The organism is Pseudomonas sp. NY15181 (assembly GCF_048068055.1).
Taxonomy (GTDB): domain Bacteria; phylum Pseudomonadota; class Gammaproteobacteria; order Pseudomonadales; family Pseudomonadaceae; genus Pseudomonas.
On the sequence record NZ_JBLUPT010000001.1, the window covers coordinates 548,037 to 560,850 of the forward strand.

13 protein-coding genes are annotated in these 12,814 nt (G+C 64.2%); 11 read left to right on the forward strand and 2 right to left on the reverse strand.

Going from position 1 to position 12,814, the window contains the following annotated elements; all coding sequences use genetic code 11:
• Positions 1–171: 171 nt before the first annotated feature.
• The 8 genes from ACNFBT_RS02550 to rpoS all read left to right on the forward strand — a co-directional run bounded on the left by ACNFBT_RS02550 (position 172) and on the right by rpoS (position 7,203).
• Entirely contained in the window at positions 172–1,284 is a 1,113-nt protein-coding gene (locus tag ACNFBT_RS02550; protein ID WP_416746179.1) for an S-(hydroxymethyl)glutathione dehydrogenase/class III alcohol dehydrogenase, read from the forward strand.
• A gap of 50 nt (positions 1,285–1,334) precedes the next feature.
• Positions 1,335–2,186, forward strand: a complete 852-nt coding sequence (gene fghA / locus ACNFBT_RS02555) for an S-formylglutathione hydrolase (protein ID WP_416746180.1) — start codon at positions 1,335–1,337, stop codon at positions 2,184–2,186.
• 59 nt (positions 2,187–2,245) lie between these two features.
• Positions 2,246–2,719, forward strand: coding sequence for a 2-C-methyl-D-erythritol 2,4-cyclodiphosphate synthase (ispF, locus tag ACNFBT_RS02560; RefSeq protein ID WP_416746181.1), 474 nt, complete (start codon positions 2,246–2,248; stop codon positions 2,717–2,719).
• The gene (truD, locus tag ACNFBT_RS02565; RefSeq protein ID WP_416746182.1) at positions 2,716–3,774 is read left to right on the forward strand and encodes a tRNA pseudouridine(13) synthase TruD; all 1,059 of its coding nucleotides are present in this window, start codon (positions 2,716–2,718) and stop codon (positions 3,772–3,774) included. Before ispF ends, truD begins: the two co-directional genes overlap by 4 nt.
• The gene (gene surE, locus ACNFBT_RS02570) at positions 3,762–4,520 is read left to right on the forward strand and encodes a 5'/3'-nucleotidase SurE (RefSeq protein ID WP_416746183.1); all 759 of its coding nucleotides are present in this window, start codon (positions 3,762–3,764) and stop codon (positions 4,518–4,520) included. The genes truD and surE overlap by 13 nt, the downstream gene beginning before the upstream one ends.
• A gap of 22 nt (positions 4,521–4,542) precedes the next feature.
• Positions 4,543–5,178, forward strand: a complete 636-nt coding sequence (locus tag ACNFBT_RS02575) for a protein-L-isoaspartate(D-aspartate) O-methyltransferase (RefSeq protein WP_416747178.1) — start codon at positions 4,543–4,545, stop codon at positions 5,176–5,178.
• A gap of 106 nt (positions 5,179–5,284) precedes the next feature.
• Positions 5,285–6,103: a peptidoglycan DD-metalloendopeptidase family protein gene (locus tag ACNFBT_RS02580; protein ID WP_416747180.1), complete on the forward strand. Its 819-nt coding sequence runs from the start codon at positions 5,285–5,287 to the stop codon at positions 6,101–6,103.
• A 95-nt stretch (positions 6,104–6,198) separates the two neighbouring features.
• Positions 6,199–7,203 carry an RNA polymerase sigma factor RpoS gene (gene rpoS, locus ACNFBT_RS02585; protein ID WP_416747182.1) on the forward strand — a complete coding sequence of 335 codons (1,005 nt, stop codon included), beginning with the start codon at positions 6,199–6,201 and terminating at the stop codon, positions 7,201–7,203.
• A gap of 430 nt (positions 7,204–7,633) precedes the next feature.
• Here the strand turns inward: rpoS and fdxA are convergent, their stop codons facing one another.
• Entirely contained in the window at positions 7,634–7,957 is a 324-nt protein-coding gene (gene fdxA / locus ACNFBT_RS02590) for a ferredoxin FdxA (RefSeq protein ID WP_207885413.1), read from the reverse strand.
• 66 nt (positions 7,958–8,023) lie between these two features.
• Entirely contained in the window at positions 8,024–10,597 is a 2,574-nt protein-coding gene (mutS, locus tag ACNFBT_RS02595; RefSeq protein WP_416746184.1) for a DNA mismatch repair protein MutS, read from the reverse strand.
• An 82-nt stretch (positions 10,598–10,679) separates the two neighbouring features.
• On the opposite strand from mutS, the gene ACNFBT_RS02600 reads away from it, so the two are divergent.
• From ACNFBT_RS02600 to recX, 3 genes are all read left to right on the forward strand, one after another.
• Positions 10,680–11,192: a CinA family protein gene (locus ACNFBT_RS02600; RefSeq protein ID WP_416746186.1), complete on the forward strand. Its 513-nt coding sequence runs from the start codon at positions 10,680–10,682 to the stop codon at positions 11,190–11,192.
• 85 nt (positions 11,193–11,277) lie between these two features.
• The gene (gene recA, locus ACNFBT_RS02605) at positions 11,278–12,333 is read left to right on the forward strand and encodes a recombinase RecA (protein WP_152224972.1); all 1,056 of its coding nucleotides are present in this window, start codon (positions 11,278–11,280) and stop codon (positions 12,331–12,333) included.
• A gap of 5 nt (positions 12,334–12,338) precedes the next feature.
• Positions 12,339–12,803 (forward strand): recombination regulator RecX, encoded by a 465-nt coding sequence (gene recX / locus ACNFBT_RS02610; protein WP_416746187.1) that lies wholly within the window; start codon positions 12,339–12,341, stop codon positions 12,801–12,803.
• Positions 12,804–12,814: the final 11 nt, after the last annotated feature.

A 12,814-nucleotide genomic window follows, 5' to 3' on the forward strand; every position in this document is an offset into this window, starting at 1 on the left:
TCCCTGAAACGGGGTTTTCTACACTTCGAAGGCTTTGGGGCGCTCTTTCCGCCATTTGCCCTGGACAATCTCCGACGCGGCATCGCCTCGTCGCCTGTTTCCTCGGCCCCGTTGCCGAACCCCGCCCGCTGCTGCGGGCGTTGTCGTTTTCCTTCGTTCAGGAGTTTCCAGATGATCAAGTCCCGTGCCGCCGTCGCCTTCGCTCCCAACCAGCCGTTGGAAATCGTCGAAGTCGATGTGGCGCCGCCAAAGAAAGGCGAAGTGCTGGTACGCATCGTCGCCACCGGTGTCTGCCATACCGACGCCTACACCCTGTCCGGCCAGGATTCCGAGGGCGTGTTCCCCTGCATCCTCGGCCACGAAGGCGGCGGCATCGTCGAAGCGGTGGGCGAGGGCGTGACCTCGCTGAAGGTCGGCGACCATGTGATCCCGCTGTACACCGCCGAATGCCGCGAGTGCAAATTCTGCAAATCCGGCAAGACCAACCTCTGCCAGGCCGTGCGCGCCACCCAGGGCAAGGGCCTGATGCCCGACGGCACCAGCCGCTTCTCCTACAAGGGCGAGCCGATCTACCACTACATGGGCTGCTCGACCTTCTCCGAGTACACCGTGCTGCCGGAAATCTCCCTGGCCAAGATCCCCGAGGAGGCGCCGCTGGAGAAGGTCTGCCTGCTCGGCTGCGGCGTCACCACCGGCATCGGCGCGGTGCTGAACACCGCCAAGGTGGAAGAGGGCGCCACCGTCGCCATCTTCGGCCTGGGCGGCATCGGCCTGGCGGCGATCATCGGGGCGAAGATGGCCAAAGCCTCGCGCATCATCGCCATCGACATCAACCCGGCCAAGTTCGACATCGCCAAGCAACTGGGCGCCACCGACTTCGTCAATCCGAAGGACCACCAGAAGCCGATCCAGGAAGTCATCGTCGAGATGACCGACGGCGGCGTGGACTATTCCTTCGAGTGCGTGGGCAACGTGCAGCTGATGCGCGCGGCCCTGGAGTGCTGCCACAAGGGCTGGGGCGAATCCACCATCATCGGCGTTGCCGGTGCCGGCCAGGAAATCAGCACCCGTCCGTTCCAGCTGGTCACCGGCCGTGTCTGGCGCGGTTCCGCCTTCGGCGGCGTGAAGGGCCGCACCGAGCTGCCGAGCTACGTGGAAAAGGCGCAGAAGGGCGAAATCCCGCTGGATACCTTCATCACCCACACCATGGGCCTGGAGAAGATCAACGAGGCCTTCGACCTGATGCACGAAGGCAAGAGCATCCGCTCCGTCATCCATTACTGATCGCGTGGCCGGGGCTTCGCGGCCCCGGTCTCACAGAAAAGGAGGACTCCATGACGGATTCCATCGAACTGATCAGCAGCCAAAAAAGCTTCGGCGGCTGGCACCAGCGCTACCGCCACCGCTCCGAGACTCTCGGCTGCGACATGGTCTTCGCGGTCTACCTGCCCCCCCAGGCCGAGCCTGAGGCGGGCCTGCCGGTGCTGTACTGGCTGTCCGGGCTGACCTGCACCGACGAGAACTTCATGCAGAAGGCCGGCGCCCAGCGCATGGCTGCCGAGCTTGGTCTGGTGATCGTGGCGCCGGATACCAGTCCGCGCGGTCCCGAGGTGCCGGGTGACCCGGATGGTGCCTGGGACTTCGGTCTGGGCGCCGGTTTCTACGTCAACGCCACCCAGGAGCCCTGGTCGCGCCACTACCGCATGCACGACTATGTGGTGCAGGAGTTGCCTGCGCTGGTCGAGGCCAATTTCCCGGTATCCCAGCGGCGCGGCATCACTGGCCACTCCATGGGCGGCCACGGCGCGCTGATTTGCGCGTTGCGTAACCCAGGGCGCTATCTGTCGTTGTCGGCCTTCGCGCCCATTACTCACCCGAGCGATTGCCCTTGGGGGCAGAAGGCGTTGGGCCGTTTCCTCGGCGAAGACCCGGCCGCCTGGCGCGAATGGGACACGGTGGAATTGCTGGCTAATGCCAGCGAGCGCTTGCCGATCCTAGTGGATCAGGGCGACCGGGACGACTTCCTCGCCGTCCAGCTCAAGCCCGAAGCCCTGCGCGAAGCGGCAGCGGCCGTTGGTCATCCACTGGAGCTGCGCCTGCAGCCGGGGTATGACCACAGCTACTACTTCATTGCGAGCTTCATCGAAGATCACCTGCGCCACCACGCCGCGGTGCTCTGTGGCTGACACCCTGACGCCAGCGATCCGGTAGAATCGACGCCCTGACTCCAACAGGGCGTTTTTTCATGCGTATCGGACATGGCTACGACGTGCACCGCTTCGGCGAGGGCGACTTCATCACCCTCGGCGGCGTGCGCATTCCCCACAAGTTCGGGCTGATCGCCCATTCCGACGGTGACGTGCTGCTGCATGCCCTTTCCGACGCGCTGCTGGGCGCCTGCGCGTTGGGCGACATCGGCAAGCACTTCCCCGACACCGACCCGCAATTCAAGGGTGCCGACAGCCGCGCGCTGCTGCGCCACGTGCTGAGCCTGGTGGAAGCCAAGGGCTGGAAAGTGGAGAACGTCGACACCACCATCATCGCCCAGGCGCCGAAGATGGCGCCGCACATCCAGAGCATGCGCGAGACCATCGCCGCGGACCTGAAGGTCGAACTCGACCAGGTCAATGTCAAGGCGACCACTACCGAGAAACTCGGCTTCACCGGCCGTGAAGAGGGCATCGCGGTACACGCCGTCGCCCTGCTGGTCCGCGCATGACCGAACAGGAGCTGCTGGGGCCGCGCGCCCACGGGGAGCCTTGCGGGCGTGGCGTGCTCAAGGCCGTGGCCGAGGACTTCCAGGTCGACGAGGTGCTGGACATTCCGCTGGCGGGCGACGGTGAACACCTGTGGCTGTGGGTGGAGAAGCGCGGCCTGAACACCGAAGAGGCGGCGCGCCGCCTGGCTCGCGCCGCCGGTGTGCCGGTGAAGATGATCAGCTACGCCGGCCTCAAGGACCGCCAGGCACTGACCCGCCAGTGGTTCAGCCTGCACCTGCCGGGCAAGGCCGATCCGGACCTGTCGGCCGCCGAGGACGACAGCCTGCGTATCCTCGAGCGCAACCGTCATCGCCGCAAGCTGCAGCGTGGCGCGCATTCGGCCAACGGCTTCACCCTGCGCCTGACCGAGCTGCAGGCGGACCGGGAACAGTTGGAGTCGCGCCTGAAGGCCATTGCGGCCATCGGCGTACCCAATTACTTCGGCACCCAGCGCTTCGGCCATGACGGCGGCAACGTCTTCGATGCCCGGGGCTTCGCCGAACGCGGCAAGCTGCCTGAACACCGCAACATGCGTTCACGTCTGTTGTCGGCGGCACGCAGCTACCTGTTCAACCGGGTGCTGGCCCAGCGCGTGGTGGAAGGGACCTGGAACCAGGCCCAGGTCGGCGATCTGCTGGCCTTCACCGACAGCCGCAGTTTCTTCCCCGCCGGCGAGGCGGAGTGCGCCGATCCGCGGCTCGCGCTGCTCGACCTGCACCCCACCGGACCCTTGTGGGGCGAGGGTGACTCACCGGCCAGTGGCGCTCCCGGAGACATCGAGCGCAGCGTGCAGCAGGGGGATGTGGCGCTTTGCCAGTGGCTTGCCAGTGCGGACCTGGCGCACGAACGGCGCATTCTGCGCCTCCCCATCCCGAGTCTGGCATGGCATTATCCCGCTCCTGACATTCTGCAACTGGAATTCGTCCTGCCGGCTGGCTGCTTCGCCACCGTGGTCGTGCGCGAGCTGATCGAACTCGTGCCGGCAGGGCAGACGGAAAGCCCATGCGCATATTGATTGCCAACGACGACGGGGTCACCGCACCCGGTATCGCCGCGCTTTACGACGCGCTGTCCGATCATGCCGATTGCGTCGTGATCGCCCCGGAAGCCGACCGTAGCGGCGCTAGCAGTTCGCTTACGCTGGACCGGCCGCTGCATCCCCACCGCCTGGGCAATGGCTTCATCAGCCTCAACGGTACGCCGACCGACTGCGTCCACCTGGGCCTTAACGGCCTGCTGGACGAAATGCCGGACATGGTCGTGTCGGGGATCAACCTGGGTGCCAACCTGGGGGACGACGTGCTCTATTCGGGCACCGTGGCAGCCGCCCTGGAAGGACGCTTCCTGTCCCGCCCGGCGTTCGCCTTTTCGCTGTGTTCGCGCCTGACGGACAATCTGCCGGCCGCGATGCACTTCGCCCGTCTGCTGGTGGAGTCCCACGAAAAGCTCGACCTGCCGCCGCGCACCGTGCTCAACGTGAACATCCCCAACCTGCCGCTCGAACGCATCAAGGGCATCCAGATGACCCGCCTGGGTCATCGCGCCCGCGCCGCCGCCCCGGTCAAGGTGGTCAACCCGCGTGGCAAGGAAGGCTACTGGATCGCCGCCGCCGGCGACGCCGAGGATGGTGGAGAAGGCACGGATTTCCATGCGGTGATGCAAGGCTATGTATCCATCACGCCGCTGCAGATGGACCGGACCTTCCGAGAGGCGTTCAATATCCTTGGCGATTGGATCGGAGGGCTCGACCATGGCCAATGAATTGTCCCGCCGGGGTATTGGCATGACCTCCCAGCGTACGCGTGAGCGACTGATCCAGCGCCTGTACGAGGAAGGTCTGTCCAACGCCCACGTGCTCGAAGTGATTCGCCGCACGCCGCGCCACCTCTTCGTCGACGAGGCGCTGGCGCATCGCGCCTATGAGGACACGGCGCTGCCCATCGGGCACAACCAGACCATCTCGCAACCCTTCATGGTGGCGCGGATGACCGAACTGCTGCTGGCAGCAGGCCCCCTGGACAAGGTGCTGGAGATCGGCACCGGCTCCGGTTACCAGACGGCGGTGTTGTCACAACTGGTCGAACGGGTGTTCTCGGTCGAACGCATCCAGGCGCTGCAGGATCGTGCGAAAGAACGACTTGCGGAGCTAAACCTGCGAAATGTTGTCTTTCGTTGGGGCGATGGCTGGGAAGGGTGGTCTGCTTTGGCACCCTACAACGGCATCATCGTCACCGCGGCGGCGGCCGAAGTCCCGCAGGCCTTGCTGGACCAGTTGGCGCCCGGTGGGCGGCTGGTGATTCCAGTGGGCGGCGGCGAGGTCCAGCAGCTGTTGCTGATCGTCCGCACCGAGGAGGGCTTCCAGCGCCAGGTGCTGGACTCCGTACGCTTCGTTCCGCTGCTCAATGGCCCGCTGGGCTGAAACAAGCGCAACGGCTGCGGATACAATACCGGCCAACAGGCTGGACGTAATTCATGGATAAGGGGGATGGGTGAGCTTGACAGCGACCCTGCGACAACGGAACTGGATCAAGGGCCTGGGCCACGCTGTGCTGGCCATTGCCGTTTGCTCTCTGCTGGCGGCCTGTTCTACCTCGTCACGTAGCGGCACCACCGTGGTCGACGGCGGCGCCTCCGCGCGCAAGCCGGCGGTGACCACAGGGCAGTACGTGGTGCGTCGCGGTGACACCCTGTATTCCATCGCCTTCCGCTATGGCTGGGACTGGAAAGCCCTGGCCGCACGCAACAACATCGCCGCGCCCTACACCATCCGTCCCGGGCAATCGATCCGCTTCGATGGTGGGTCCTCCACGACCCAGCCGTCCGTCGCCAAAAATACTACGCCCGTCGCTCCGGCGGTCGTCAATAAACCGACTTCAACTGAGTCCGGTGTCAGTAAACCGACTTCGCCGGCGGCAGCGCCTTCGTCGCAGGCCAGCGCCAGCGCCGCAACTCCGGCTCCGTCGGGCGGCGGTGTCAGCGGCTGGATATGGCCAACCGACGGCACCCTGATTGGGCGTTTTGCATCAAACGGCAGTTTGAATAAAGGGATTGATATAGCCGGGCAATTGGGCCAGCCTGTCTTGGCTGCGTCCAATGGCACGGTTGTGTACGCCGGTAGTGGTTTGCGGGGCTACGGCGAACTCGTGATCATCAAGCACAGCGATACCTACGTAAGCGCCTACGGTCACAACCGCAGGTTGCTGGTGCGGGAAGGGCAACAGGTCAAAGTCGGGCAGAACATTGCCGAGATGGGCTCCACAGGGACTGACCGGGTGAAGCTGCACTTTGAGATTCGCCGCCAGGGTAAGCCTGTCGATCCTCTGCAATACCTGCCAAGTCGTTGACGTTTGCTGTTCCCCTGCGTGGGTGAGCGGGCCTCGGTGTCCTAAGGATAAGGACGCACCTGGGCTTGTTGTCGAACTCAGCAAGGGATAACGACATGGCACTTAAAAAAGAAGGGCCGGAGTTTGACGTCGATGATGAAGTGCTCCTTCTGGAGCCTGGCATCATTTTTGAAGAGTCGCTTGCCGAAGAGCAGGTATCGCTTCAAGTCACTCCCAAAGCCTCACCACTCTCCTCTCTCAAGCAACACAAGCACATCGACTACACGCGGGCGCTCGACGCCACGCAGCTGTATCTCAATGAAATCGGCTTTTCGCCGCTGCTGACCCCGGAAGAAGAAGTCCACTTTGCGCGCCTTGCGCAGAAGGGCGACCCGGCCGGCCGGCGGAGAATGATCGAGAGCAACCTGCGTCTGGTGGTGAAGATCGCGCGGCGCTACGTCAATCGTGGCCTCTCGCTGCTCGATCTGATCGAGGAGGGCAACCTCGGGTTGATCCGGGCCGTGGAAAAGTTCGATCCGGAACGTGGCTTCCGCTTCTCCACCTATGCGACCTGGTGGATTCGACAGACCATCGAACGGGCCATCATGAACCAGACCCGCACCATTCGCCTGCCGATCCATGTGGTCAAGGAACTCAACGTCTACCTGCGGGCGGCTCGCGAGCTGACCCAGAAGCTGGACCACGAGCCTTCCCCCGAGGAAATCGCCAACCTGCTCGAGAAGCCGGTGGACGAGGTCAAGCGCATGCTCGGCCTCAACGAGCGGGTGACCTCCGTGGACGTCTCGCTTGGCCCGGACTCCGACAAGACGCTGCTCGATACCCTCACGGACGATCGGCCGACCGATCCCTGTGAGCTGCTGCAGGATGATGATCTCAGCGAGAGCATCGACCTGTGGTTGTCGGAGCTGACCGACAAGCAGCGGGAAGTGGTGATTCGTCGCTTCGGCCTGCGTGGGCATGAAAGCAGCACGCTGGAAGAGGTTGGGCAGGAAATCGGCCTGACCCGCGAACGGGTTCGCCAGATCCAGGTCGAGGCGCTCAAGCGCCTGCGTGAGATCCTCGAGAAGAATGGTCTCTCCAGCGACGCCCTGTTCCAGTAGCCCCTGGCTCCAGTAAAAAGGCTCGACCTCGAAAAAGCCCGGATGATTCCGGGCTTTTTTATGCGTCGTGATGTAAGCATTCGCTTACATGGCGTGTGAGCGTTCAGCTTAAAAAGCTGCTCGCCTAAACTTCGCTATTATTTATCTTGTTGTTTTATAAGGATTTTATTGCTCTGCGTCAGCGTGGGAGCGGGTTGCCTGGGGCAAACTGCCCCGGTTGCTGCGATGCGGCAGCCGAGTAATATCACCCCCGCGTACACGGAAAGACGCGGGCCGGTAAGGATGCCGGTCAGGACATCGCAGGATGGCGATTCATCAGGATGATGAATTAGGGAAGAAAGAGTGGGCGGGTTATCCCGCCCCTTTTTTTTGCCCGCAGAAAAGTGAAGCAGAAATAAAAAGGCCCGCGCGAGGCGGGCCTTTTCGGAGATCAGCGCTCCAGGTGTTGCAGCTTGTTCGGCTTGCCGTCCCACTCTTCGGCGTCCGGCAGCGAATCCTTCTTCTCGGTGATGTTCGGCCAGACGTCGGCCAGATCCTTGTTCAGCTCGATGAATTCCTGCATGCCATCCGGGACTTCGTCCTCGGAGAAGATCGCCTGGGCCGGGCACTCCGGTTCGCACAGGGCGCAGTCGATGCACTCATCCGGGTGAATGACCAGGAAGTTCGGGCCTTCGTAGAAGCAGTCGACCGGGCAGACTTCCACGCAGTCGGTGTATTTGCACTTGATGCAGTTGTCGGTGACGACGAAGGTCATTTTCTAATTCTCTCCTCAGGCGGGCGGCTAAGCGCGCGCGATTCTAACAGCTTGTTTCGCGGTCCGTCAGACTCGCATCTTCCATGCATATAACAATTCGAGAGCTTGGCGCGGTGTCAGGTCGTCGGGGCTGATGCGCATCAGCTCGTCGACGACCGGGTGCGGCAGGCTGGCAAACAGGTCGCTTTGCAGCGGCGCCGGGCTTTTCGGATCGTTCGAGCGCGGGGGTTCGTGGGGCAGGCTGGTGGTTTCCAGGCGGGCCAGGTGTTCGCGGGCGCGCTGAATTACCGCACCCGGTACGCCGGCCAGTTGTGCCACCGCCAGGCCGTAGCTCTGGCTGGCCGGGCCGGGCAGCACGTGGTGCAGGAAGACGATGCGCTCGTTGTGTTCGGTAGCATTGAGGTGCACGTTGGCCACCGCAGGCTCGCTTTCCGGCAGTACGGTCAGCTCGAAATAGTGGGTGGCGAACAGCGTGAAGGCGCGCAGCTTGGCCAGGTGCTCAGCAGCGGACCATGCCAGTGACAGGCCGTCAAAGGTGCTGGTGCCACGGCCCACTTCATCCATCAGCACCAGGCTGCGGTCGCTGGCATTGTGCAGGATGTTGGCGGTTTCGCTCATCTCCACCATGAAGGTGGAGCGGCCGCCGGCGAGGTCGTCGGAGGAGCCGATACGGGTGAAGATGCGGTCCACCAGGGATAGCTCGCAGCGTGCTGCCGGAACGAAGCTGCCGATGTGTGCCAGCAGCACGATCAGCGCCGTTTGCCGCATGTAAGTCGATTTACCGCCCATGTTCGGGCCGGTAATCACCAGCATGCGGGTGTCCTGGTCGAGGTTCAGATCGTTGGCGACGAACGGCGTATCCAGTACCTGCTCGACCACCGGGTGGCGACCCTGTTCGATCAGGATGCCCGATTCTTCGACGAAGCGCGGGCGGTTCAGGTCGAGATTCAGTGCGCGTTCGGCGAGGTTCGACAGCACATCCAGTTCGGCCAGGGCGGCGGCGGTGTCCTGCAGCGGCGCCAGTTGGGCGATCAGCAGTTCCAGCAGCTCTTCATACAGCTGTTTCTCCCGCGCCAGGGCGCGGCTCTGGGCGGACAGCGCCTTGTCTTCGAAGGCCTTCAGCTCCGGGGTGATGAAACGTTCGGCGCCTTTCAGCGTCTGCCGGCGGATGTAGTCGGCGGGCGCCTGCTCGGCCTGCACGCGGGGCAGTTCGATGTAATAGCCGTGGATGCGGTTGTAGCCAACCTTCAGGTTCGGTAGGCCGGTACGGGCCTTTTCCCGGGTTTCCAGGTCCATCAGGTACTGGCCGGCGTTCTCGCTGAGCATCTGCAGCTCGTCCAGCTCGGCGTCGTAGCCGCGTGCGATCACACCGCCGTCGCGAATCACCGCTGGCGGGTTCTCGATCACTGCACGGGCGAGCAGGTCGGCCAGCTCCGGATAGGTGCGGATGCTGCCGGCCAGTTGGCCCAGGTGCGGCGCTTCCAACTCGGTCATGCCGTTCTGCAGCTCGGGCAGGGCGGCGAGGGCGTCGCGCAGGCGGGCAAGGTCGCGCGGGCGAGCATTGCGCAGGCCGATACGGGCCAGAATGCGCTCGACGTCGCCGATTTCCTTCAATTGCGGCTGGAGGATTTCGAAGCGATAGCGCTCCAGCAGGCAGGCAATGGACTCCTGGCGAGCTTCGAGGACGGCGCGGTCGCGCAGCGGGCGGTTCAGCCAGCGGGTCAGCAGACGGCTGCCCATGGCGGTCTGGCAGCGGTCGACCACCGATTGCAGGGTGTTGTCGCGGCCACCAGCGAGGTTGGTGTCCAGCTCCAGGTTGCGGCGGCTGGCGCCGTCGAGGATGACGGTGTCGTCGATGCGCTCATGGCGCAGGCTGCGCAGGTGCGGCAGGGCGGTGCGCTGGGTTTCCTTGGCGTAGGCCAGCAGGCAGCCGGCGGCGCCGATGGCCAGGGTCAGCTCCTGGCAGCCGAAGCCTTTCAGGTCCTGCACGCCGAACTGCTGGCACAGGCTCTTGTGCGCGGAGTCGCGGTCGAAATCCCAGGGTGCGCGGCGGCGTGCACCGCGGCGCTTCTCCGCCGGCAGGCCCTGGGGCCAGTCGTCGGGGATCAGCAGCTCGGCCGGGTTCATGCGTTCCAGTTCGGCCAGCAGGGTTTCCCAGCCTTTTATTTCCTGGACGTTGAAGCGGCCGCTGGTGATGTCCAGAACGGCCAGGCCGAACAGGCGCTCGTCACCCAGCACGGCGGCGATCAGGTTGTCGCGGCGCTCATCGAGCAGGGCTTCGTCACTGACGGTGCCGGGGGTAAGAATGCGTACCACCTGGCGTTCCACCGGGCCCTTGCTGGTGGCCGGGTCGCCGATCTGCTCGCAGATCACCACCGATTCGCCCAGCTTCACCAGCTTGGCCAGGTAGCCCTCAGCGGAATGGAAGGGAATGCCCGCCATGGGGATGGAGTTGCCGGCTGACTGGCCGCGTGCGGTCAGGGTGATGTCGAGCAGCTTGGCGGCCTTCTTGGCGTCCTCGTAGAACAGCTCGTAGAAGTCGCCCATGCGGTAGAACATCAGCTGGTCCGGATGCTGATTCTTCAGTCTCCAGTATTGCTGCATCATGGGTGTGTGAGCTGAGAGGTCGCTTTGACTCATGGCTTCTGGCTGTCCGGCTTCAACATGCAAAAGCGCCTAGTGTACGGTATCCGCCTGGCCTTCTTTAACCCCGGAGCGCACCGTGCCCCTCACCGATTCCTCGATCACCGAACTCTCTGCGCAACTGGGTGCGCGACTCGCGGCCAACCAGCTGCGCGTCACCACTGCCGAATCCTGCACCGGCGGCGGGATTGCCGAGGCGATCACGCGCATCCCTGGCAGCTCGGCCTGGTTCGAGGCCGGCTACGTCACCTATTCCAATGAGCAGAAGACCCGCCAGCTGGATGTGCCGGCCGAGCTGTTTCCGAAGGTCGGCGCCGTCAGTCGTGAAGTGGTGGAGGCCATGGTCGCCGGCGCTTTGCCGCGCAGCGGCGCGGATATCGCCGTGGCGGTCAGCGGCGTTGCCGGTCCGGACGGCGGTTCTGCCGAGAAGCCGGTAGGCACCGTCTGGCTGGCCTGGAAGAAAGGCGAACAGGTGTTCAGCGAACGCCGCCTTTATGCCGGTGATCGGGAGGCGGTGCGCCGGCAGACCGTGGCGACCGCTCTGGCCGGGCTGTTGCGACTGGCGGACGGGGAAAATCCGCTCCAGGGGTAGGCGAGCGGCTTGCCCTGTGGAATAATACTGGCTACTTATACAGTTGTTCGTGGCCGTCCGGCCCCCTGACTTCGCGAGGACTTCAATGGACGAGAACAAGAAGCGCGCCCTGGCCGCGGCCCTGGGACAGATCGAACGCCAATTCGGCAAAGGCGCGGTCATGCGCATGGGCGACCATGAGCGTCAGGCCATTCCGGCCATCTCCACCGGCTCGCTGGGCCTGGACATCGCGCTGGGCATCGGCGGCCTGCCGAAGGGCCGTATCGTCGAGATCTACGGTCCGGAATCCTCGGGTAAGACCACCCTGACCCTGTCCGTTATCGCCCAGGCTCAGAAGGCCGGCGCCACCTGCGCCTTCGTCGATGCTGAACACGCGCTGGACCCGGACTATGCCGGCAAGCTGGGCGTCAATGTCGACGACCTGCTGGTTTCCCAGCCGGACACCGGCGAACAGGCGCTGGAGATCACCGACATGCTGGTGCGCTCCAACGCCGTTGACGTGATTATCGTCGACTCCGTGGCGGCCCTGGTGCCGAAGGCCGAAATCGAAGGCGAGATGGGCGATCAGCACGTCGGCCTGCAGGCGCGCCTGATGTCCCAGGCCCTGCGCAAGATCACCGGCAACATCAAGAACGCCAACTGCCTGGTCATCTTCATCAACCAGATCCGCATGAAGATCGGCGTGATGTTCGGCAACCCGGAAACCACCACCGGCGGTAACGCGCTGAAGTTCTACTCCTCCGTCCGCCTGGACATCCGCCGTACCGGCGCGGTGAAGGAAGGCGACGAGGTGGTCGGCAGCGAAACCCGCGTCAAGGTCGTGAAGAACAAGGTCGCACCGCCCTTCCGTCAGGCTGAATTCCAGATCATGTACGGCCGCGGCATCTACCGCACCGGCGAGATCATCGACTTGGGCGTGCAGTTGGGCCTGATCGAGAAGTCCGGCGCCTGGTACAGCTACCAGGGCAACAAGATCGGCCAGGGCAAGGCCAATGCCGCCAAGTTCCTGGAAGACAACACCGAGATCTGCAACACCCTCGACAAGGCCATCCGTGAGCAACTGCTGACCAACCAGCCGGCGCCTACCAAGGCCGAGCTCGCGGCGGCGGAAGCCGAAGCGGAAGCTGAAGCCGACTACTGATAGCCATGTCTGTCGAGCTCGATACCCCCGTCGCAGTGCGGCGGGTCGCCATGGACCTGCTGGCGCGACGCGAGCACGGCCGGGCGGAGCTCTCGCGCAAGCTGCGGCAACGCGGTGCTGCACAGGAACTGATCGACCCCGCCCTCGACCGTCTGGCCGAGGAGGGGTTGCTCAATGAAAGCCGCTACCTGGAAAGCTACATCGCCAGCCGTGCGCGGGCCGGTTACGGCCCGCTGCGGATTCGCGAGGAGCTGTCGCAACGCGGTTTGCCCCGTGGCGAAATCGACAGTGCCCTGAGCGAATCGGGCGTTGATTGGAGTGAAAACCTGCGCGAGGTCTGGCGCCGCAAGTTCGCCCGGCTGCCGCAGGACGCCCGCGAGCGGGCCCAGCAGGGGCGGTTCCTGAGCTATCGGGGATACTCGATGGAAGCCATCAGTCGGCTCTTGAGTGGCCGACGCTCGGACGAATGAGCTTCACGATT

Coding starts and splice junctions, on each gene's coding strand:
- ACNFBT_RS02575 (WP_416747178.1), top strand. CDS start 4,543: ATGACCTCCCAGCGTACGCGTGAGCGACTGATCCAGCGCCTGTACGAG.
- ACNFBT_RS02550 (WP_416746179.1), top strand. CDS start 172: ATGATCAAGTCCCGTGCCGCCGTCGCCTTCGCTCCCAACCAGCCGTTG.
- surE (WP_416746183.1), top strand. CDS start 3,762: ATGCGCATATTGATTGCCAACGACGACGGGGTCACCGCACCCGGTATC.
- fghA (WP_416746180.1), top strand. CDS start 1,335: ATGACGGATTCCATCGAACTGATCAGCAGCCAAAAAAGCTTCGGCGGC.
- truD (WP_416746182.1), top strand. CDS start 2,716: ATGACCGAACAGGAGCTGCTGGGGCCGCGCGCCCACGGGGAGCCTTGC.
- fdxA (WP_207885413.1), bottom strand. CDS start 7,957: ATGACCTTCGTCGTCACCGACAACTGCATCAAGTGCAAATACACCGAC.
- mutS (WP_416746184.1), bottom strand. CDS start 10,597: ATGAGTCAAAGCGACCTCTCAGCTCACACACCCATGATGCAGCAATAC.
- ispF (WP_416746181.1), top strand. CDS start 2,246: ATGCGTATCGGACATGGCTACGACGTGCACCGCTTCGGCGAGGGCGAC.
- recX (WP_416746187.1), top strand. CDS start 12,339: ATGTCTGTCGAGCTCGATACCCCCGTCGCAGTGCGGCGGGTCGCCATG.
- recA (WP_152224972.1), top strand. CDS start 11,278: ATGGACGAGAACAAGAAGCGCGCCCTGGCCGCGGCCCTGGGACAGATC.
- rpoS (WP_416747182.1), top strand. CDS start 6,199: ATGGCACTTAAAAAAGAAGGGCCGGAGTTTGACGTCGATGATGAAGTG.